Source organism: Qaidamihabitans albus (assembly GCF_016464705.1).
Lineage (GTDB): Bacteria > Actinomycetota > Actinomycetes > Mycobacteriales > Pseudonocardiaceae > Qaidamihabitans > Qaidamihabitans albus.
Genome location: NZ_JAEHOB010000006.1, coordinates 62,096 through 81,435, shown reverse-complemented (window position 1 = coordinate 81,435; position 19,340 = coordinate 62,096). Strand labels below are relative to the sequence as shown.

The 19,340-nt window shown below is 69.5% G+C and carries 21 protein-coding genes; 9 read left to right on the top strand and 12 right to left on the bottom strand.

The genetic code is table 11. The features are described 5' to 3' along the window. Positions 1 to 6 precede the first annotated feature (6 nt). Positions 7 to 1,080: a GDSL-type esterase/lipase family protein gene (locus JAP66_RS13850; protein WP_199432128.1), complete on the bottom strand. Its 1,074-nt coding sequence runs from the start codon at positions 1,078 to 1,080 to the stop codon at positions 7 to 9. 88 nt (positions 1,081 to 1,168) lie between these two features. Here JAP66_RS13850 and JAP66_RS13845 point away from each other — a divergent pair, with 88 nt between their 5' ends. Further along, complete coding sequence (locus tag JAP66_RS13845) at positions 1,169 to 1,861, top strand: HAD family hydrolase (RefSeq protein ID WP_199432127.1); 693 nt, start codon at positions 1,169 to 1,171, stop codon at positions 1,859 to 1,861. Between the two features lie 40 nt (positions 1,862 to 1,901). Here the strand turns inward: JAP66_RS13845 and JAP66_RS13840 are convergent, their stop codons facing one another. Further along, positions 1,902 to 3,293 (bottom strand): KamA family radical SAM protein, encoded by a 1,392-nt coding sequence (locus JAP66_RS13840; protein WP_199432126.1) that lies wholly within the window; start codon positions 3,291 to 3,293, stop codon positions 1,902 to 1,904. A gap of 152 nt (positions 3,294 to 3,445) precedes the next feature. On the opposite strand from JAP66_RS13840, the gene JAP66_RS13835 reads away from it, so the two are divergent. Genes JAP66_RS13835 through JAP66_RS13825 form a run of 3 tightly spaced genes read left to right on the top strand, consistent with a single transcriptional unit; the run spans position 3,446 to position 7,441 of the window. Then, complete coding sequence (locus tag JAP66_RS13835) at positions 3,446 to 5,062, top strand: amidohydrolase (protein WP_307849555.1); 1,617 nt, start codon at positions 3,446 to 3,448, stop codon at positions 5,060 to 5,062. Between the two features lie 9 nt (positions 5,063 to 5,071). Next, positions 5,072 to 6,649 (top strand): apolipoprotein N-acyltransferase, encoded by a 1,578-nt coding sequence (gene lnt / locus JAP66_RS13830; RefSeq protein ID WP_199432124.1) that lies wholly within the window; start codon positions 5,072 to 5,074, stop codon positions 6,647 to 6,649. Between the two features lie 12 nt (positions 6,650 to 6,661). After that, positions 6,662 to 7,441 (top strand): polyprenol monophosphomannose synthase, encoded by a 780-nt coding sequence (locus JAP66_RS13825; protein WP_199432123.1) that lies wholly within the window; start codon positions 6,662 to 6,664, stop codon positions 7,439 to 7,441. 78 nt (positions 7,442 to 7,519) lie between these two features. Here the strand turns inward: JAP66_RS13825 and JAP66_RS13820 are convergent, their stop codons facing one another. The 4 genes from JAP66_RS13820 to JAP66_RS13805 all read right to left on the bottom strand — a co-directional run bounded on the left by JAP66_RS13820 (position 7,520) and on the right by JAP66_RS13805 (position 11,163). After that, positions 7,520 to 7,864: an RNA polymerase-binding protein RbpA gene (locus JAP66_RS13820; protein WP_199432122.1), complete on the bottom strand. Its 345-nt coding sequence runs from the start codon at positions 7,862 to 7,864 to the stop codon at positions 7,520 to 7,522. A gap of 226 nt (positions 7,865 to 8,090) precedes the next feature. Then, the gene (locus tag JAP66_RS13815; RefSeq protein WP_199432121.1) at positions 8,091 to 8,864 is read right to left on the bottom strand and encodes a thymidine kinase; all 774 of its coding nucleotides are present in this window, start codon (positions 8,862 to 8,864) and stop codon (positions 8,091 to 8,093) included. Positions 8,865 to 8,891: 27 nt separating this feature from the next. After that, on the bottom strand, positions 8,892 to 10,316 hold the full coding sequence (locus JAP66_RS13810) for an MFS transporter (protein WP_199432120.1): 1,425 nt from the start codon (positions 10,314 to 10,316) through the stop codon (positions 8,892 to 8,894). Positions 10,317 to 10,374: 58 nt separating this feature from the next. Next, a complete protein-coding gene (locus tag JAP66_RS13805; RefSeq protein ID WP_199432119.1) occupies positions 10,375 to 11,163 on the bottom strand; it encodes a glycerophosphodiester phosphodiesterase family protein in 789 nt (262 codons plus the stop codon). 66 nt (positions 11,164 to 11,229) lie between these two features. On the opposite strand from JAP66_RS13805, the gene JAP66_RS13800 reads away from it, so the two are divergent. Both JAP66_RS13800 and JAP66_RS13795 read left to right on the top strand, forming a co-directional pair. After that, on the top strand, positions 11,230 to 11,610 hold the full coding sequence (locus tag JAP66_RS13800; RefSeq protein ID WP_199432118.1) for a hypothetical protein: 381 nt from the start codon (positions 11,230 to 11,232) through the stop codon (positions 11,608 to 11,610). A gap of 70 nt (positions 11,611 to 11,680) precedes the next feature. Further along, positions 11,681 to 12,157 (top strand): GNAT family N-acetyltransferase, encoded by a 477-nt coding sequence (locus tag JAP66_RS13795; RefSeq protein WP_199432117.1) that lies wholly within the window; start codon positions 11,681 to 11,683, stop codon positions 12,155 to 12,157. Positions 12,158 to 12,200: 43 nt separating this feature from the next. Here the strand turns inward: JAP66_RS13795 and JAP66_RS13790 are convergent, their stop codons facing one another. The 3 genes from JAP66_RS13790 to JAP66_RS33485 are packed head-to-tail and all read right to left on the bottom strand — an operon-like array spanning position 12,201 to position 14,203. Continuing rightward, positions 12,201 to 13,487, bottom strand: a complete 1,287-nt coding sequence (locus tag JAP66_RS13790) for an RNA polymerase sigma factor (protein WP_199432116.1) — start codon at positions 13,485 to 13,487, stop codon at positions 12,201 to 12,203. 14 nt (positions 13,488 to 13,501) lie between these two features. Further along, complete coding sequence (locus JAP66_RS13785) at positions 13,502 to 13,921, bottom strand: YciI family protein (protein WP_199432115.1); 420 nt, start codon at positions 13,919 to 13,921, stop codon at positions 13,502 to 13,504. Positions 13,922 to 13,963: 42 nt separating this feature from the next. Then, entirely contained in the window at positions 13,964 to 14,203 is a 240-nt protein-coding gene (locus tag JAP66_RS33485; protein WP_199432114.1) for a VOC family protein, read from the bottom strand. 136 nt (positions 14,204 to 14,339) lie between these two features. Here JAP66_RS33485 and JAP66_RS13775 point away from each other — a divergent pair, with 136 nt between their 5' ends. Together JAP66_RS13775 and fmdA are read left to right on the top strand one after the other, a co-directional pair. Then, the gene (locus tag JAP66_RS13775; RefSeq protein WP_199432113.1) at positions 14,340 to 14,615 is read left to right on the top strand and encodes an FmdB family zinc ribbon protein; all 276 of its coding nucleotides are present in this window, start codon (positions 14,340 to 14,342) and stop codon (positions 14,613 to 14,615) included. A gap of 23 nt (positions 14,616 to 14,638) precedes the next feature. Beyond that, on the top strand, positions 14,639 to 15,883 hold the full coding sequence (gene fmdA / locus JAP66_RS13770; RefSeq protein ID WP_199432112.1) for a formamidase: 1,245 nt from the start codon (positions 14,639 to 14,641) through the stop codon (positions 15,881 to 15,883). A gap of 45 nt (positions 15,884 to 15,928) precedes the next feature. On the opposite strand, the gene JAP66_RS13765 is transcribed toward fmdA, so the two are convergent. After that, a complete protein-coding gene (locus tag JAP66_RS13765; RefSeq protein WP_199432111.1) occupies positions 15,929 to 16,768 on the bottom strand; it encodes an SDR family NAD(P)-dependent oxidoreductase in 840 nt (279 codons plus the stop codon). A gap of 112 nt (positions 16,769 to 16,880) precedes the next feature. On the opposite strand from JAP66_RS13765, the gene JAP66_RS13760 reads away from it, so the two are divergent. Further along, positions 16,881 to 17,492 carry a TetR/AcrR family transcriptional regulator gene (locus tag JAP66_RS13760; RefSeq protein ID WP_199432110.1) on the top strand — a complete coding sequence of 204 codons (612 nt, stop codon included), beginning with the start codon at positions 16,881 to 16,883 and terminating at the stop codon, positions 17,490 to 17,492. Here JAP66_RS13760 and JAP66_RS13755 read toward each other — a convergent pair. Together JAP66_RS13755 and JAP66_RS13750 are read right to left on the bottom strand one after the other, a co-directional pair. Next, entirely contained in the window at positions 17,470 to 18,351 is an 882-nt protein-coding gene (locus JAP66_RS13755; protein WP_199432109.1) for an NAD(P)-dependent oxidoreductase, read from the bottom strand. The genes JAP66_RS13760 and JAP66_RS13755 overlap by 23 nt on opposite strands. Then, positions 18,348 to 19,265 carry an NAD(P)-dependent oxidoreductase gene (locus JAP66_RS13750; RefSeq protein ID WP_199432108.1) on the bottom strand — a complete coding sequence of 306 codons (918 nt, stop codon included), beginning with the start codon at positions 19,263 to 19,265 and terminating at the stop codon, positions 18,348 to 18,350. Before JAP66_RS13750 ends, JAP66_RS13755 begins: the two co-directional genes overlap by 4 nt. Between the last annotated feature and the right edge of the window lie 75 nt (positions 19,266 to 19,340).

Here is a 19,340-nt window from a genome sequence, read left to right as displayed (position 1 = left end):
CCGAGCTCATTCGGCGGCGATCGACCGTGCCGCGTGCAGGTTGCCGTCGTCGCCCTCCAGGCACGCAGCCGACCCGTCGTTGCCGGCCAGGAACTCGCTGAGGCAGCGGGCGAGTTGTGCGTGCCCGGAAGCGTTCGGATGGAAGGACTCCTGGAGTGCGTGGCTGGCGCGGTCGACGAGGCGCAAGTAGTCCCACTCGACGGTGAACCGCGTGAACCACTCCGACGTCGGATCGGCGCCCCCGCTGCAGGCCTCGTGCCCCGTGCCGGCGCGGGACAGATCGAGGAAGCGGGCACCGGCCGCACTGGCGGCCGTGCGCAGGCCCGCGGCCAACGACGTGACACCCTTTTCGTTCACCCAGCGCAGATCCTGCATACGAAACGGGCAGCCGTTGAGGTTGCGCAGGCTCTCCGGGATGTTCGGCCCGATCGGCGCGGCGTAGGACTGCAGCACCAGCTCGTAGTCCTCGCGGTCGTATCCCCGCTCACCCAGCACCTTCCGGATGTCCCGCAGTGCGTTGGTCACCTTGGGCACCATCGCGTCGATCCGGGCCTGCCAGTCATTCTTGATCCGGTCGCTGCACGGCGCGTTCTCGGACATGAACCACGACGTGAAGCACTCCGAGATCAGGCGGGAGAAGTGCGGGTCGTCGTTCGCGCCGACGGCAACGACGACCGCGGCCACCCGGTTGGTCCTGGTCAGCTCGCCGAGCCGGCGCGCCTGCGACGGTTCCGTCCACTGCTTCACGTCACCGAGACCGACCTGACCGGACGGGGCACCGGAGCACGCGAAGTTGACCGACTCGGTCACCCCGGGCAGCTGGATCTGGTGCACCGCCGCGTGCGGGGAACGATGGCACCAGTTGCCCTCGAGGCCGTTCGTCTCGGCGGTGTAGTCGCCCGCTCCCTCGCCGGAGAGCGTGCTGTCGCCGAGGGAGACGACCGTCAGCGGCCCGTCGCCGGGTGGGCCAGGGCGCTCGATCGGTCCGGGGGCGTCGTCCCCGACGAAGACGAAGACCCCCACGAGGACGACGACGCCCAGGAGCGCGATCGCGCCGAGCCACCAGCGAAGTCTGAGCATCGGGTCGAGTCTAGGCGAAAACGGGTGGCCGCCGGTCACGGTCCCGTGGATACACTCCGGCCGCCGAACGTCGAGTGAAAGGGAGCCGATGCGGCGCGACAACCAGGTGCTCATCTTCGACGCCGACGACACCCTGTGGGAGAACAACGTCCTCTTCGAGCGGGTGATCGACGACTTCCTCGACTGGCTGGCGCACCCCACGCTCGACCGCGCGGAGATCCGCACCATCCTCGACGACATCGAACGGGCCAACTCCGCCGCGCACGGATACGGCAGCAAGGTCTTCCTGCGCAGTCTCCGGGAATGCCTCTCCCGGCTGCGCGAGCGACCCGCGACCGGCGCCGAGCACCGCCGGATCGACGAGCTGGCGGTGGCCCTCGTCGAGGGCCGGGTGGAGCTGGTGCCCGGCGTCGCCGAGACGCTCGGCACGCTCGGCGAGCGGCACGAACTCTTGCTGCTCACCAAGGGAGACCGGGAGGAGCAGCAGCGCAAGCTGGATGTTTCTCAGCTGGCGCACCACTTCCGCAGTGTCCACATCGTCCCCGAGAAGACCGTCGACAGCTACTGGCAGCTGGCAGGCGAGCACGGGCTGCCACCGGAGCGGACCTGGATGATCGGCAACTCGCCGAAGTCCGACATCCTGCCCGCGCGGCAGGCCGGCCTGAACGCCGTGTTCATCCCGAACGACAACACGTGGGTCCTCGAACACGACGAGCTCGACCCGGGCGACGACGGCGTGCTGCACCTGCGGCGGTTCCCGGAGCTGCTGCACCACTTCTAGGGTCGTGAGTGCGTAACACTGTTCTAACTCGTGTGCGCACTCACGAGGGTTGGCCTGCCCACCATGCCCGGCCGGCCGGGGGCAGTGTCGAGATCGGGTCGTAGTAGGGGTAGCGGCGGTGCAGCGCCTCCGGGTCGTCCAGCTCGATGCCGGTGCGGTAGTTCTTCGTCCAGTACGAGATCCCCCGCTCCCGGTCGTACTCGGCCAGCTGGTGCACCCACCGCTTGCCGACGTAGGGCACGTCGCACACGATCCGCGGCGTGGCGTACCCCGGCAGGTAGCCCATGATGGCGTGCTGCAGCTCCTGCGCCTCGTGCACGGAGACCCGCCAGTGCTCGGCGTTCGGGATCATGTCGCACATGTAGAAGTAGTAGGGCAGGATGTTCGCCTCGCCCTGCAGCGCGAAGCACAGGTCGAGCAGCTGGTGCTGGGTGGCGTTCACGCCCCGCATCAGCACCCCCTGGTTGCGCACGTCCCGCACGCCCACGTCGATGGCGGTGCGCGCGGCCTCGGCGACGAGCGGGGTCACCGACTGGGCGTGGTTGACGTGGGTGTGGATCGCGAGGTTCACCCCTCGGCGCTGCGCGGTTCCGGCGACCCTGGCCAGCCCCTCGACGATCTTCGGCTGGAGCCAGTGCTGCGGCAGCCCGGCCAGCGCCTTCGTCGCGAGCCGGATGTCGCGGACCGTCTCGATGTCCAGCAGCCGCATGAGAAACGCCTCGAGCTGGTGCCACGGCACGTTCGCGACGTCACCGCCGGAGACGACGACATCGCGGACACCAGGAGTGCGCTTGAGGTAGTCGATCATCGCGTCCTGGCGGTCCACCGGCTTGAGCGACAGCTTGTGCTTGTCGACCTGCTCGGTCGAGTTGCCGACGAGGTCCATCCGGGTGCAGTGGCCGCAGTACTGCGGGCAGGTGGAGAGCAGCTCCGCCAGTACCTTGGTGGGGTAGCGGTGGGTCAGCCCCTCGACCACCCACATCTCCGCCTCGTGCAGCGAGTCGCGCTCGGAATGCGGGTGGCTCGGCCAGTCCGGGTCGCGGTCACTGTGCACCGGCAGCATGTACCGGCGGATCGGGTCGGCGTAGAAGGCGTCGGTGACCTTCTGCGGGTCGGAGCCGGCGTGCGGCGCCATCGTGTTGAGCATCTGTGGTGGCAGCAGCATCGACATCGTGGCCATGTCGCGCTGATCGGCGGCGAGGTCCTCGTAGAACCGGTCCTCCAGCAGATCGCCCATCAGCGCGCGCAGCTGCCTCAGGTTGCGCACGCAGTGAACTCGTTGCCACTGGGCGTCTCGCCACTCCGCCGGGGTGACGTCCCGCCAGCCCGGGAACCGCCGCCAGTCGGGTTCGAGCAGCTCGGTGCGCCGGTAGGTGTACGGCTGCTCGTGGATGTCGGCGTCGTTCGAGGCAGGTGTCTGGATCGCAGTCACTTCTGCTCCTAGTAGTCGGGAACGCGTGAAAATATCCTGTCACACGACTCAAACATCGCAAATATTGTCGTTACGGCGGTGTTATGTGCCGAGGTCACAGGAGGGTCGACCAGGTCGGCGGCGAACACAGGGGGACAGGCAGACTCGGGGTCGTGAAGGACAACACGACGCTGCTCGTCGGCGGCCGGATCCACACCCCGAGCTCACCCGACGCGACGGCGATGGCGGTGACCGGCGACACCGTGGTCTGGGTGGGGCAGGACGGTCCCGGCCGGGCGCTGCACCCGGACGCGGAGGTCGTTCCGCTCGACGGCGCGTTCGTCGCCCCGGGCTTCGTCGACGCCCACGTGCACGCCACGGCCACCGGCCTGCACCTGTCCGGGCTGGACCTCACCGCCGTACGCGACGCCGGGGAGCTGCTGGCCGCGGTACGCGCCGCCGCGGCGGCCACGGCACCGGGGGAGGTCCTGCTCGCGCACGGCTGGGACGAGTCGGCGTGGTCTGGGCCGCGCCTGCCCAGCCGCGCCGAGCTCGACGAGGCGGCCGGCGGCGTTCCCGCCTATCTGAGCCGGGTCGACGTGCACTCCGCGCTCGTGTCGAGTGCGCTGGTGGAACTCGCCCCGCTCGCCCGCGATGCCGACGGGTGGTCGGCGGAGGGACCGCTCACCCGGCAGGCGCACCACCGGGTCCGGGCGGCCGTGCTCGGCACCGTCACCGGCGAGCAGCGCCGCCGGACCCAGCGGGCGTTCCTGCGTGCCGCGGCCGCGGCCGGGATCGTCTGTGTGCACGAGTGCGCCGGACCGGACATCTCCGGCGAGCGGGACCTGCTCGACCTGCTCACGCTGGCCGCGGAACCCGGTCTGCCCGACGTCGTGCCGTACTGGGGGGAGCACGGCGCTGTCGACACAGCCCGGCGGCTCGGTGTCGCCGGGCTTGCGGGGGATCTCTTCGTGGACGGCGCGCTCGGCTCACACACCGCCGCACTGCGCAAGCCCTACACGGACCGCCCGGACACCAGCGGCAGCCGCTACCTCGACGCCGCGGCCATCGCCGAGCACGTCGTCGCCTGCACCGAGGCGGGGCTGCAGGCCGGCTTCCACGTGATCGGCGACGCGGCGGTCGCCGAGGCGGTCGAGGGGTTCCGCCGTGCGGAACAGGCCGTGGGCCGCAGAGCGCTCGCGGCCGGGAGGCACCGGCTGGAGCACGTCGAGATGATCGACGCCGAGCAGGCCCGCGAGCTCGCCGGCTGGGGCGTGACCGGATCCGTCCAGCCTCTGTTCGATGCCGCCTGGGGCGGCCCGGAGGCGATGTACGCCACGCGGCTCGGCCCCGAGCGCGCCGCCGCGCTCAACCCTTTCGCGACGCTCGCCGCGGAGGGCATGGTGCTGGCCTTCGGCTCCGACGCACCGGTCACCCCGCTCGAACCGTGGGCGAGCGTGCGGGCGGCGGTCCACCATCACACTCCGGGCGCCGGCCTCTCCGCGCGTGCGGCGTTCACCGCGCACACCCGTGGCAGCCACCGCGCCGCCGGCGTGAACGACGGCATCACCGGCAGCCTCGTTCCCGGCGCGCCCGCGCACTACGCGATCTGGGACGCCGCCGGGCTCGTCGTCGGCACCCCGGACTCGCGGGTGCAGCGCTGGTCGACCGATCCGCGCTCCCGGGTGCCCGGGCTTCCGCCGGTCGAACCCGGCGCACCGCTACCGCGCTGCCTGCGGACCGTACGCGCCGGAGAGGTGATCTACGACCACCTCACGTCCACCGCCTAGGCTGGACGGGTGATCGCCACGGCCTCAGAGGCGCGTACCACCGAGCGTTCCGCGACCGAGTCTCGCTGGCGCCGGTCCCTTCCCGTGCTGGGCAGGCTGACCCTCGCCGTCGCCTCCGGTGCCGTGTTCTACCTCAGCTTTTCGCCCCGCGAGCTCTGGTGGCTCGCGCCGTTGGCGTTCGCCGGGCTCGGCGTCGCCCTGCACGGCAGGAGGATATGGGGCAGCGCCGGATACGGCTTCGCCTTCGGGCTCACCTTCAACCTCCTGCATCTGATGTGGATCCAGGACTTCCTCGGCGCCGACTTCGGCGCGAGCCCCTGGCTCGGCCTCTCCACCGTGCTTGCCGCCTACATCGCGGCCGCCTGCGCCCTCATGCCGCTGGTCAGCCGACTGCCGGTGGCACCGGTGTGGATGGCGCTGCTGTTCGGACTGCAGGAGTTCGCCCGTTCCCACTGGCCCGCGAACGGCTTCCCGTGGGGACGCGCGGCGTTCAGCCAGCCGGAGGGCCCTCTTCTCTCGCTCGCCTCGCTCGGCGGTGCCCCTCTCGTCGGCTTCGCCGTCGTGGTCACGGGGTTCGGGCTTGCCTGGCTGATCATGCGGGTCCGGCAGCCCGCCCGGTACTGGATCGTTCCCGCGCTCGCCGCGGTGCTGCCCGTTACGGCGGGGCTCGTGACGTGGCCGACGGTCGGCACCGGGCCGCAGACCGGCACCCGGACGGTGGCGGTGGTGCAGGGCAATGCTCCCGACCTCGGCCTCGGCCTGCTCGGAGCCCGCGACACGATCCGCGCCAACCACCTGGCCGAAAGCGAGCGGCTCGCCGAACGGGTCGAGGCGGGCGAGGCACCCAGGCCCGACCTCGTCGTGTGGCCGGAGACGGCCACCTCGGCCACCGGCGATGACGCGGCCCTCGACGCCATGGTCGACCGGTTCGGCGTGCCCGCACTGCTCGGTGTCCGCTACGAGTACCCGGACGGCGACGCGGAGAACGCCGTCGCCGCCTGGCAGCCCGGTGCGGGCCAGGGGAAGCGCTATGCCAAGCAGGAGCTGGTGCCCTTCGCCGAGTACGTGCCGATGCGCTCGATCGCGCGCTTGTTCACACCGTTCGTCGACAACACCGGCGACATGCGCTGGGGCACCGAGCCGGGTGTGTTCGACATCGCGGGCACGCGCGTCGGCGTGGCCATCTGCTACGAGGCCGCCTACGACTACGTCTCGCGCGGTGCCACGAACGGTGGTGCCGAGCTACTCGTGGTGCCCACCAACAACGCCTGGTACGGGCCGGGGGAGATGAGCTACCAGCAGCTCGCGATGTCGCGGCTACGGGCGGTCGAGCACGGGCGTGCCGTGGTCGTGGCGGCGACGAGCGGCGTCAGCGCGATCGTGCGGCCGGACGGCAGCCTCGTCGAGGACACGGAGCTGTTCACGGCCGCGTCGCTGGTGGCCGACGTGCCACTGCGACAGCAGACTACGCTATCGGATCGGCTCGGTGCCTGGACCGAGTACGTGCTGGTCGGGGCCGCTCTTGCCGCGGTGGCCACCGGAATCGCGCTCCGGTCGCGCACGCGGCGCGCCGGTGACACGGAATAGAAGGGGAGCAGTATGGCGGAGGGCACGCAGCACAGGGACGAGACCGACCCGGTGCTGGTGATCATCCCGACCTACAACGAGCGGGAGAACCTCACGCCACTTGTACGGCGGCTGCACGCGGCGCTGCCGCAGGTGCACGTGCTGGTCGTGGACGACGACAGCCCGGACGGCACCGGCGCGCTGGCCGATGAGCTGGCGGAGTCCGACGACCGGATCCGCGTACTGCACCGCAGCGAGAAGGCCGGTCTCGGCGCCGCCTACGTCGCAGGCTTCCGCTGGGGCCTCGACCGCGGCTACCGGACCCTCGTCGAGATGGACGCCGACGGCTCGCACGCACCGGAGGACCTGCCCCGCGTGCTGGCCGCGCTGGTGGACTCCGACCTGGTGATCGGTTCCCGCTACGTACCCGGCGGCAGCGTGGTGAACTGGCCGAAGCGCCGCGAGCTGCTGTCCAGGGCCGCCAACATCTACTCCCGGCTCGCGATCGGCGTTCGGGTCAACGACATCACGGCAGGCTTCCGCGCCTACCGGCACGAGGTACTGGAGAAGCTGGCACTCGACGAGATCGCCTCGCACGGGTACTGCTTCCAGATCGACCTCACCTGGCGCACGGTGCGCGAGGGCTTCACCGTGGTGGAGGTGCCGATCACCTTCACCGACCGCGAGATCGGGGAGTCGAAGATGAGCGGCTCGATCGTGCGCGAGGCCGCGCTACGCGTCGCGGCGTGGGGCCTGCGGCGCCGGGCGGAGCAGCTGCACGGCCTGCTCCGGCGTTTCCTGCCGGCGAAATAGGCCGGAGAGCGGACAGAAAACAGTGCGGAGCCCCCGTGGCGGGAGGACACGGGGGCTCCGCACTGGCGGGAGCGGGTGTTACGCGCTGCGCGTTCGCCTGCCCTTCAGCTCGGCGAGCCGCTCGTTCAGCAACTCCTCGAGCTCGGGGATGGACCGGCGCTCGAGCAGCATGTCCCAGTGCGTGCGAGGAGGCTTCGCCTCCTTCGCCGCGGGTTGACCGCCCTCGACGATCTCGGACTCGGATCCGTGCAGACGGCACTCCCACACGGACGGAATCTCGGCGTCATCCGAGAACGGCACCTCGAACTCGTGGTTCTTCGGGCACGAGTAGCGTACGGTGCGACGAGGTGCGAGGTCGTGATTGCGGTCGGTTTCGTAACTGACCGCTCCCAACCGGCTTCCACGAAGGACACGGTCGGCCATGATGGGTCCTTTCAGTCGGCTCCCGCTCAGGAGCCAGGGCGATGCTCACCCTATGCAACGACAGTAGCCCCGGGAGAATTCCCCGGCCATCGGCCCTTGCTCACGATGAGCTGTATCACCCGTCGGAACAGCTTCCTCTAATGGGAGACGTCTGGTGTCCCCATGTGACGCGTAAAGGCCCCTTATCTTGGGGAAATCCCCCACTTGGGCTATGGTGCGTCGCCACTCAGGTCAGTCTCAACTGGCCTTGCCGGACCACCGAGGGTCCCACATCGCCGAGGCGGAAGTGGCGCCGACAAAGTACCTGGTAACGCACCGTAGTGGCGTCGGTCGACTCGTGTGTCGGTGCGAAATTCACCCCAGAGGCTGGTTCGCCCGGCTGGTGACCGGTGTCCGCGACGAAGACCGTGTCCCCGGTGCGCAGCACCTCGCCGTCACGCACCCGTGCGTTGAACCGTCCCGGCGACCCGCACCAGCAGAGCACCTCGACCTGCACCGGCTGGAGCTCGTCGGCGAGCTCGAACAGGCGCCGCGCACCGGGGAAGAGCTCACTGCGGAAGTCCGTGGCGATGCCGAAGCAGTACACGTCCAGCTGTGCGTCGTCCGCGAGCTCGGCGAGCTGCTCCACCTGGCCGGGGGAGAGGAACTGGGCCTCGTCGACGATCAGGTAGTCCACGTGCCGCCCGCGCGCCCACAGCTGCCGTACGAGCAGCCGCAGGTCCGTATCGCCGTCGACCTCGATCGCATCCCGCGTTATCCCGATCCGGCTGCTGATCCGGGCCGAACCCGAGCGGTCGTGGCGCACGAGCAGCAAGCCCCGCCGTCCCTGCCGGGCATGGTTGTGGTCGATCTGCAGAGCGAGCGTCGACTTTCCGCAGTCCATCGGGCCATAGCAGAACTTCAGCCTGCCGACCACCGGGACGCTCCGGCGCGCGCCCGCCACGGGAACCGAGGACAACGCATCGGTGGGATCCGGGTCCTCGTCATCCAGCACAGTCACATCGGAGCACCCTATCCGGCGTCTCGGCTACAGCACCGCGGGCTGGCGGTTCCCGGCCTCGGCGATGGCCCGCCGCACCGGCACCAGGGCGACGAGGACGAAGCCGGCGATGAAGAAGATCGCCAGCGCGACGATCGCGAACCGGAACGAGCCGGTCGCGTGGCCGACGGCGGCGAAGAGCAGCGGGCCGAGCCAGGAGGTGCCGCGCTCACCGATCTCGTACAGCGAATAGTACTGGGCCTCCTTGCCCGCGGGGATCATCTGGCTGTACAGCGAGCGGGAGAGCGCGTTCGTGCCACCGAGCACGAGGCCGATGCCCGCGGCCACGGCATAGAACTGGAACTGCTGGCCCGCCTGGATGAAGTAGGCGGCGCTGATCACCAGCACCCACACCAGCAGGCTGCCGAGGATGGTCCTCTTGGCCCCGAACCGCTTCGCCGCTATGCCGTGCAGGACCCCGCCGACGTAGGCCACGAACTGGATCACCAGGATCGTGGCGATCAGCACCTCGTTGGCGAACTTGAGCTCGTCCTTGCCGTACTGGGCTGAGACGGTAACCACGGTGGAGATGCCATCGGTGTAGACCAGGTAGGAGCCGAGGAACGCCAGGGTGAGCGGGAAGGCACGGGCCGCGCGGACGGTCTCGCGCAGCTCCGTGAACCCGGCCCGGACCACCGAGACGCCCTGTTCACGGCCGTGCGGCTGCTGGCGCTCCCGCAGCCGGCGCAACGGGACGATCGTGAAGAGCGCCCACCACAGGCCGGAACTGAGGAAACAGATCCGCACGGCGGTGGCCTCGCTGATGCCGAACGCGTCATGGCTGAGGTAGAACGCCAGTTGCACGGCCAGAGCGAGCCCGCCACCGAGGTAGCCGAACGCCCAGCCGCGCGCCGACACCGCGTCGCGCTCGTCGGGGGTCGCGATGTCGGGCAGGAACGAGTAGTACACGACGATCGATGCGCCGTAGCCGATGTTGCCGAGCACGTAGAGCGGGATGCCGAGCTGCCAGTTCCCGTCGGCGACGAAGAACAGCAGTGCCGACGCCGTGGCCCCGAGGAACGCGAAGAAGCCGAGGATCCGCTTCTTGTACTGGCTGCGGTCGGCGATGGCGCCCGTGATGGGCAGCACCAGCACCTGGATCACGGTGGCGGCGGAGAGCAGGTAGCCCCACAGCGAGCCGGCGGGGAAGGCCAGTCCGAACAGGGAGATGTCGCAGTTCTGCAGCGTGCTCTCGGCACCCTGGGCGTCGACGCAGGGGGTCGGCCCGTTGCGCGCGATGTCGGTTCGGGCGTCGTCCGCGGCGACGGAGCCCATGTAGAGCGCGCCGAAGACCGTGATGACCGACGTGAAGAAGGTCGAGTTGGCCCAGTCGTAGAAGTACCAGCCGCGCTGTTCCCGCCGCCGGTCCCGGACGTCGGCGGCCGGAGCCGGGCCTTCGGGGACAGTGCTCATGCCGGGCTCCCTGTCAAGTGATCGTCGCGCTCAGCGGAGATTACTTCCCGCCCGTATGTCAGCGCGCGGAGGGCCAGCAGCCGCGTTCGATGAGCAGGTCCCGCAGCAAGTCGGGACGGTCGGTAACGATGCCGTCCACGCCCAGGTCGAGCAGGCTGCGCATCTGGTCGGGGTCGTTGATGGTCCAGGTGTGCACCTCGACGCCCGCGTTCCGGGCGGAGCGCAGAAAGCCCTTGTCCACAATGGTCATCGGCCCCTGCCGTACCGGCACCTGGGCCATCGCGCCCCGGCTGAGGAAGCCGAGGCGGAGAAACGGCAGCCAGCCGTTCGCCCACAGGATCGCGGCCGAGCGGGGGCCGAGCGAGGTCATCAGCCTCGGCCCGGCGAGTTTCCGCAGGCGTGCCAGCCGGGCGTCGGAGAACGCGGCGGCCGCGACCCGGTCGACGGCACCGAGACGTTCGATGGTCCGCACGAACGGTTCCACCGCGCTGTCGGCCTTCACATCGATGTTGAAGAACGCCTCGGGCAACTCCTCCAGAACGTCCTCCAGGCGGCAGACCGGCGTCTTGCCACGAACCTTGGCCCTGCGGACGGTGTCCCAGCGCTGCCTGGCGATCGGACCGGTACCGTCGGTCGTGCGGTCGAGCAGGCCGTCATGGTGCACGACGACCACGCCGTCCGACGTCGCGTGCACGTCGGTCTCGACGTAGCGGAACCCCTCCGCGACGGCGCGCTGGAACGCGGGCAGCGAGTTCTCCATGCCCTCCAGGTCGGCCAGGTGCCAGCCACGATGGGCGAAGGCGCGGGGGAGCGGCCCGGTGAGGTAGGGATGCGGTGGCGTCGGCACAGGCCCAGTCTGCCCTTCCGGCGTGGCCACGGCATGTGCTCGCGGTTGCCGGTTAGAGTCGGCCGCGTGAGCGAAGTGGCGGAGCAGACAAATGCGTCACGTGACGAATTTCTGGGGGAGCGCAGGTCCGGGCCCCGGCACTGCGGATGGTGCGGGCGGCGCCTCGAACAGGGTGTGTCCGTGGGGCGCCGGCGGCGGTACTGCGGGCAGTCGTGCCGGCAGCGGGCGTACGAGCGGCGCATCGCCGTCCAGCGCAGCGGCCTGCCCGAAGACGCCGTCGTGCTGTCGGATGCCGAACTGGCCACGCTGCAGGATCGGCTGTTCCAGCTGCGCTGCGCCGCCGAGGATGTGGTCACCGCCGCCGAGGACGGTGCGGACGCCGACGAACTGCGCCGGATGGCCACCGAGGTTGCCCGCAGCGCGCGGGACCTCGAACAGCTCCGCTGATTCCGCTGATTCGGCATCCCGTCCGTCCACCCCGAAACGTCACGGTGACGATAGGAACAGGTCTCACAACATGATCCGCGAGAGAAGAGCGGCAGATCTTGATCGCCTATGTGCTGTTCTGAAGGCCATGAGCTATCCCTCGAGCCTTCTTTCAGAGAAAGATCTCCACGAATGGCTTGAAGAGCACGATGCAGAACGGTCCTGGGTATTCGATATGGCGCCGGTGAGGGTGGCGCCGACGAAGAACGTGGTCGGGCACGTACAGATATACCGGCCCGCCGAAGATCATCTGGCCGAGTACACCAAAAGGCCCGCCACTGAGCTACTGGCAATCGGAAAACTCTTCGTCAGGCCCGATACCCATGAATACGGTATCGGAAGGTACTTGCTGAAGGAGTCCGTCAAATACATCCGAGGCCGGGGAAAGCTCCCGGTCCTGGACCTGCATCGAAACGGGTTCCTCTCGAAGGAGTTCTGCGAGAAGTTCGGGTTCGAAGAAGTCCCTTCGGCAAACCCCGGCGTTGCTCCCATGATCTACACCAAGTGACCCCCGTCGTCCCTCCCGGCTAACGCCGATAAGCTACATTATGTTAAGTAAGCTGGTCCCGCTTGCGCTCCAGCACCGCTCGCTCGCGCTCGTTACCACACAGCCGTACGGCGTGCTCCAGTTCGGCGCGTGCCTCGTCCTTGCGTCCCAGGCGGGTGAGCAACTCCCCGCGGACGCTCGGCAGCAGATACGAGTTCGACAGCGTCCCGGCGGCCACCAGCTCGTCCACGATCGGCAACGCCGCGGCCGGTCCCCTGGCCATCGAGACCGCGACCGCCCGGTTGAGGTCGACCACCGGTGACGGCGCGAGCCTGCCGAGCGCCTCGTAGATGAGCACGATGCGCTCCCAGTCGGTCGAGTCGACGGACGGAGCGACGGCGTGGCACTCGGCGATCGCCGCCTGCAAGCCGTAGGCACCCAGACCGCGGCCGACCTGCTCCGCGCGGGCAAGGGCTGCTCGCCCCCGCCGGATCGCGGCGCGGTCCCAACGGCCGCGGTCCTGATCCTCCAGCAGCACCGGCTCGCCATCCGGCCCGGTGCGGGCCGGAAAACGCGCCGCGGTCAGTTCGAGCAGCGCCAGCAGGCCGTAAGCCTCGGACTCCCCCGGCACGAGCCGGGTCAGCACCCGCGCGAGGCGCTGTGCCTCGGCTGCGAGGTCGAGCCGGATCAGATCACCACCGGAGCTGGCCGAGGATCCTTCGGTGAAGATCAGGTAGATCACGCTGAGCACCGAGCCGAGCCGTTCGCTCCACTCCTCGACCGGTGGCACCTCGAACGGCACCCGGGCTGCCCCGAGGGTCTTCTTCGCCCGGGTGATCCGGGCCTGCACGGTGGCGGTCGGCACGAGGAACACCCTGGCGATCTCGTCGCTCGTCAGGCCGCCGACGACCCGCAGGGTCAGCGCCACCCTCGCCTCCCTGGACAGCACGGGGTGACAGGAGATGAACATCAACGCGAGCACGTCGTCATCGATCTGTTCCGGATCCCACAGCACGTCGTCGGCGTCCCGGGCGGGATCGGCAGGCGCGCTCCCCGAGAGGACACCGCCCTCACCCAGGTCGCGGGCGAGGACGGTGTACCTCTCGTCAAGGGCGGAGCGCCTGCGGAACGCGTCGATCGCACGGCGCCGGCCGGTGGTGAGCAGCCACCCTGCCGGATTGCGGGGTACGCCGTCACGTGGCCAGGTCACGAGTGCCTCGGCCAGCGCTTCCTGGGCGAGGTCCTCGGCCAGCGCGAAGTCGCCGGTGTACCGGGCGAGCCCACCGACGATCCGTGCGGACTCGATCCGCCAGACGGCGGCGACGGCCTCGCGGCCCGTGGGATCGGTCATCTCCGGTCAACCGCTTAGAGCTGCCCGGTGGCTTCGCGCCACGCCCGCTCTTTCTGGATCCACTCGTTGTCCTGCGGGAACTCGTCGATCGACGGGACCCTGCGGATCTCGCACTTGCTGCCGGGTCCGGCCAGCGGTGCCCGCTTCGCCCACTCGACGGCCTCCTCCTTCGAGGAGACGTTCAGCAACCAGAAGCCGTTGAAAAGCTCCTTCGTCTCGCCGTACGGGCCGTCGGTGACCACGGGTGACTCGGAGGAGTAGTCGACCACGACACCCTCGGCGGCGTCGTCGAGCCCTTCCGCGGCGACAAGCACACCTGCACGGATCATCTCGTCGTTGAAGCGGCCCATCGACTCGATGATCTCGTTGAAGTCGGCGCCCTGGAACGCCGCGGCGGTCTCGTCGGTGGCGCGCATGATCAGCATGTACTTCATGGTTCTGTCTCCCTGGTTCGTCCGGGTCCCGCTCGGACCCTCTCACCCCTGGGTCGAACGGGGAGCGTCCTGGATCGACACGCTCACGGATTTTTTTTCCAGGAGGGCTCCTGGAGCCTCGTCGCCGCCCACGATCGCCAGGTAGTGCGGGTTGTACATGACGCCAAGGATGTTGCCGAACGGATCCACCACCGACGCCGTCACGAACCCCGCCTCGCGGTCGGAGGGCGCCTCGTCCTCCTTCGCGCCCATGGACAGCAGCTTCTCGTACGTCGCTGACAAGGAGCATCCTGCTGGGCGAAGTGCTCACCGAATGAGCACTTTTTGCCACGCCGCGCGTCTCGCGTGCTCTGTTTAGTCGCTGTGAGGCTCGGGAAGCCAGGCGGAGTCGAACACTCAGCACAGGGATGATGCGGCGATGGCGACCTATGCCTACCACTGCGCGTGGTGCGGCCAGTTCGAGATACGGCGCCCGATGGGCGAGGCGGCGAACACCGAGCCGTGCCCGGTATGCGGCGACTGCGCCGCGCGCCGGTTCACCGCCCCCGCCCTCCGGCGTGGCAGCACGACACTGACCCGGGCACGCGAGGACGCCGAGCGCACCGCGGAACGCCCCGACGTGGTGACCGCACCACCACCGAGCGGAACACGGGTAAGTCGTGACCCGAGGCATGCCCGGCTGCCCCGTCCCTGACAGCGCGGAGAAAGGAGCAGAGGGTGCCCGAGGTCAAGTTCAGCGTCGATCAGTCCCGCCGGTTCGCCGAGCAGGACGTACTCGGACACAACCGCTGGCATCCCGACGTGCCCGCAGCGGTTACCGTGCGTCCCGGTGAGGAGTTCCGCGTCGAATGCCGGGAGTGGTTCGACGGGACCATCCACAACGACGACTCGGCCGACGACGTCCGTGACGCGGACCTGTCCATGGTGCACCAGCTCTCCGGCCCGATCGCGGTAGAGGGCGCCGAACCCGGTGATCTGCTGGTGGTCGACATTCTCGAACTCGGTCCGGTGCCGCAGGAACAGGGACCTGTCGCCGGCCAGGGATGGGGCTACACCGGCGTCTTCGCCCGGAGCAACGGGGGCGGTTTCCTCACCGACCACTTCCCCGACGCCTACAAGGCGGTGTGGGACTTCCACGGGCAGACGGCAACCTCGCGGCACCTGCCCGGCGTGTCGTTCACCGGCATCGCGCATCCGGGCCTCATGGGCACGGCACCGTCGTCCGAGCTGCTGTCGCACTGGAACCAGCGGGAAGGCGACCTGATCGCGACGGATCCCTTCCGGGTACCGCCCCTGGCCCTGCCGCCGGAGCCGGACAACGCGCTGCTCGGTTCCCTGTCGGGTGAGGACTACGAGCGCGTCGCCGCGGAGGCCGCGCGCACCGCCCCACCTCGGGAGAACGGTGGTAACCAGGACATCAAGAACCTGTCCCGAGGTTCGCGGGTCTTCTACCCGGTGTTCGTGCCAGGGGCCAAGCTGTCGCTCGGTGACCTGCACTTCAGCCAGGGCGACGGCGAGATCACCTTCTGTGGCGCGATCGAGATGGGCGGGTTCATCGACCTGCACGTCGACGTCATCAAGGGCGGCATGGAGATGTACGGGTTGCAGACGCCCGCCTTCATCCCGGGTCGCGTGGAGCCGCGCTACACCGAGTACCTGACGTTCGCGGGGTTGTCGGTGACCGAGTCCGGTGAGCAGCGCTACCTCGATGCCACGCTCGCCTACCGCCGTGCGTGCCTGCACGCGATCGACTACCTCACCAAGTTCGGATACACCCCCGAGCAGGCCTATCTGATTCTCGGGGCGGCGCCGATCGAAGGCCGGTTCTCCGGCGTGGTGGACGTGCCCAACGCATGCGCCACGCTCTACATTCCCACCGACATCTTCGACTTCGATCCCAGGCCCTCGGCGGGCCCGCCCCGTCGCGTCGACCGGGGACAGTGTGCGGTGAGCAGCGGCTGATCCTGCCGTGCCGGCCTGAACGGGTGCGGGCACGCCCGCACCCGTTCAGGCCGCGCCCGCCCGGCGGCTGAGCTGCTCCCACCGGCGCAGTTCGGTGGCGCGAGCCGCCAGCATGTCCTGCACCATGTCGTACGAGGCGCTGCCGAGCACGAGCCGTTTCGGCGGGTCCGGCATTCTGGCGACGTCCAGCACCACCGGCGCGGCCTCCTCCGGGCGGGGATCGCGGGACTCTGCCCACATCTCGGCCAGTTGCGCGCGCAGGTCCGCGTAGGCGTCGTTCGCCGTCGTCGCGGTGGTGCCCCTGGTGAACAGTTCGGTGGCGTAGCTGCCGGGCTGCAGGATCGTCACCTTGATCCCGAACGGCTCGACCTCCATCGCCAGCGCCTCGCTCATCGAGTCGAGTGCGGACTTGCCTGCCGCGTACAGCCCGACGGAGGCGAAACCGCCACCGGAGCCCATCGAGGAGACCTGCAGGATGTGCCCGGAGCCCTGTGCCCGCAGGTGCGGGACGACGGCCTGGGCCACCCACAGCGCCCCGAAGAAGTTGGTGTCCAGGTGTGCTCTGGCCTGCTCCTCGGTCGCCTCCTCCAGCATTCCGAAGAGGAACCCACCCGCGTTGTTGACCACGACGTCGAGCCTGCCGAACGTCGCGACGGCCTTGTCCACCGTGGCCATGACGGCGGATCGGTCGGAGACGTCGAGGGGGAAGGTGACGAGCCGCTCGACGTGCTGGTCGGCCAGCTCGTCCAGTGGCGTGACATCGCGGGCCGTGCCGATGACGCGATCCCCCGCCCCGAGCGCGGCTTCGGTGAACGCGCGCCCGAGCCCACGGGACGCTCCGGTGACGAGCCATACGCGGGACCGAGTGGTGTGGGTTCGCGTCATGAGGACCTCCGAGCCATTCGAGGCGAGACGGTTCGTCTCGCCTGCGTCCGAGAATGCCCTCTCCCCCGGACTCTGTCAAGACGGACCGTCTCGCCTCGTCTATGATCGGCGCATGACAGACGCCAAGCGCCCGAACACCGCCCGGCGCAACGAGCAGTCGCGGCGGGCGATCCTGGCCGCCACCCGGGAGCTCATCACCGAGGTCGGCTACGCGAAGGTGAGCATCGAGTCGATCGCCGCCCGCGCCGGCGTCGGTAAGCAGACGATCTACCGGTGGTGGCCGTCGAAGGGCGCGGTGGTCTTCGACTCGATCCTGGCGCTCGGCGAGACCAGCGAGGGTGAGGGCATCACCCTGCCCGACACCGGTGATCTCGAAGCCGACCTCAAGCAGGTGCTCAGGGCGACGGCCGCCGAGTTCGCCGATCCGGCTTTCGAGGCACCGATCCGGGCGCTGAACATGGAGATCGTCAACGACCCCGGCCTCGCCGAGCTGTACCGGGAGAAGATGGCCGCTCCCATGGACGAGGCCAAGAAGGCCCGGCTGCGCAGTGCCCAGCGTGCCGGTCAGCTGGACGCCGAGGCGGATCTCGACCTCGTGCTCGACTTCCTGTACGCCCCGCTGTTCCGGCGCTGGCTGCTGCGCACCGGGCCGCTCACGTCCGCGTACGCGGACGCCCTCGTGGAGGCCACACTGCGCGCGTTCAGTCCCCGGCCCGCTTCTTGATCACCTCGTACAGGCTCGTCCAGTTGTCCTTGCCGTGCCCGGCGGCGATCGCGCGCCGGTAGTGCTCCCGCACGGCGTGCGGCAGAGCGACGTCGATCCCCGCCTGCTCGCTCGCACCGACGATGTGGTCCGCGGTCGCGCCCATCATGATCGCCGTCGACAGTTCGCCCGGGTACCTGCCTTCGTCGATCTCCCGTGGGGCCTCGCCGAGGAACGACGAGATCGAGTCGAAGTTCTCGATCGCGTACGGCAGGAACGCCTTCGGCGGCACGCCCGCCGCACCGACCAGCGCGGTGGCGTGCAGGTACGCCGAGAGCGACGTCAGGAAGATGTCGAGCTGGGCCTGGTAGAACAGCTGCGCCAGGGCCGGGTCCGTACCGAGGTAGTCGGGCCTGCCGATGAGCCGAAGCGTCGGCTCGTGCGCCTCGAACACCTCGCGCGGACCGCTGTAAAAGACGTAGGCCGACTCGGCACCGACCAGCTCGGCGGGCACCATGATCCCTCCGACGACGAGCCGCGCGCCACGCTCGGCCAGCCATGCGGCCGCTTCCCTGCTCCGCTGCGGGGTGTCGGAGCTGAGGTTGACGATCACCCGGCCGTCCAGTGCCTGTTCGGCGGTATCCAGGATGTCGTACATGGCCTGGTAGTCGGTGAGGCTGAGGAGGACCACCTCGCTCGCCGCGAGCGCGTCGGCCGGGGTCGCGGCAAGCACCGCTCCCCTGGCCACCATGTCGTCGGCCCTGGCCGCGGTGCGGTTCCAGACGGTCGTCGGGTGGCCGTGGGCGAGGAACGTGCGGGCCATGGCCTGCCCCATCGGGCCGAGGCCGATCACGGTCACCGGTCCTGGTTCAGTCTTCATGCGTCGCTCCCTGTCCTGGCTGTGTCGCTGCCGTTACTCTTGGTCTTCAGGAGTTCAATGACGCCGGTGAGGTCCTCGGCGCCGTGCCCGTCGGCGACCCGCTGCCGCATGAGCGGACCGAGCGGGGCGAGGAGCTCGGGGCTGATGCCCCGCGCCTCGGCCAGGGTGAGGAACTCGTCGTAGCCGGTGGCCTGCATCGCGAGGTTGGATACCACGCCGCGGCCGTAGTCGCCGTTGTCGATCTGCTCGGCGGCGGTGTCGGCGAAACCGATCATCGTGCTCAGCCAGCGCTTCAGCAGCGGAGCGAAGGTGGCCGCCTCGATACCCTCCGTGCCGGCGAGGGCGAAGGCGTGGAGCATGCCCGCGAACATGCCGTACATGCCGCTGAGGAGGGCGAAGTCCTGCAGCGCGGCCATTCCGGGATCGGCTCCCAGGTAATGGCAGGCACCGAAGGCGGCCAGCGTGTCGTGGTAGGTGTCGAACGCGGCGCGGGATCCGCTGTAGAGCACGAACGCGTCGGGCGTGCCGATCATCGGCGGGACGGCCATGATCCCGCCGTCCAGGTAGTCGACGCCGTGGCAGGCGGCCCACGTGGCCAGTTCGGTGGCGTCGTCCGGGCTGGTACTGGTGAGGTTGACGAGGACCCGGCCGCGCAGCGAGTCGGCGTGGTGGCCGAGAACGTCGTGCACGGACCGGTGGTCCAGCAGGCAGGTCACCACCAGTCGGCTCGCGGCGATCCCCTCGGCCACGCTGCCCGCGCGGGCAGCGCCTTTGGTCACCAGTCGGTCGGCCCTGGCCGTGGTGCGGTTCCAGACGGTCGTGGGATGGCCGGCGGCCAGTAGTGCCTCGGCGAGTGCGGTGCCCATGTCGCCGAGGCCGAGCACGGTCACCGCCGGTGGGTTCGATTCGGTCATGTGTTCACCGTGCCGGTGGGCACGCACGATGCCCTGCGGGTTCGCGCACGGTTTCGTCGGTGTGTGCGGCTACTG

What these genes read in the sequence shown, in the direction of transcription:
- JAP66_RS13765 (WP_199432111.1), bottom strand. Translation starts at nt 16,768, where the DNA reads ATGACGCGAACCCACACCACTCGGTCCCGCGTATGGCTCGTCACCGGA.
- JAP66_RS13850 (WP_199432128.1), bottom strand. Translation starts at nt 1,080, where the DNA reads ATGCTCAGACTTCGCTGGTGGCTCGGCGCGATCGCGCTCCTGGGCGTC.
- JAP66_RS13810 (WP_199432120.1), bottom strand. Translation starts at nt 10,316, where the DNA reads ATGAGCACTGTCCCCGAAGGCCCGGCTCCGGCCGCCGACGTCCGGGAC.
- JAP66_RS13820 (WP_199432122.1), bottom strand. Translation starts at nt 7,864, where the DNA reads ATGGCCGACCGTGTCCTTCGTGGAAGCCGGTTGGGAGCGGTCAGTTAC.
- JAP66_RS13760 (WP_199432110.1), top strand. Translation starts at nt 16,881, where the DNA reads ATGACAGACGCCAAGCGCCCGAACACCGCCCGGCGCAACGAGCAGTCG.
- JAP66_RS13750 (WP_199432108.1), bottom strand. Translation starts at nt 19,265, where the DNA reads ATGACCGAATCGAACCCACCGGCGGTGACCGTGCTCGGCCTCGGCGAC.
- JAP66_RS13795 (WP_199432117.1), top strand. Translation starts at nt 11,681, where the DNA reads ATGATCCGCGAGAGAAGAGCGGCAGATCTTGATCGCCTATGTGCTGTT.
- JAP66_RS13785 (WP_199432115.1), bottom strand. Translation starts at nt 13,921, where the DNA reads ATGAAGTACATGCTGATCATGCGCGCCACCGACGAGACCGCCGCGGCG.
- JAP66_RS13755 (WP_199432109.1), bottom strand. Translation starts at nt 18,351, where the DNA reads ATGAAGACTGAACCAGGACCGGTGACCGTGATCGGCCTCGGCCCGATG.
- JAP66_RS13845 (WP_199432127.1), top strand. Translation starts at nt 1,169, where the DNA reads ATGCGGCGCGACAACCAGGTGCTCATCTTCGACGCCGACGACACCCTG.
- JAP66_RS13825 (WP_199432123.1), top strand. Translation starts at nt 6,662, where the DNA reads ATGGCGGAGGGCACGCAGCACAGGGACGAGACCGACCCGGTGCTGGTG.
- JAP66_RS13790 (WP_199432116.1), bottom strand. Translation starts at nt 13,487, where the DNA reads ATGACCGATCCCACGGGCCGCGAGGCCGTCGCCGCCGTCTGGCGGATC.
- JAP66_RS13775 (WP_199432113.1), top strand. Translation starts at nt 14,340, where the DNA reads ATGGCGACCTATGCCTACCACTGCGCGTGGTGCGGCCAGTTCGAGATA.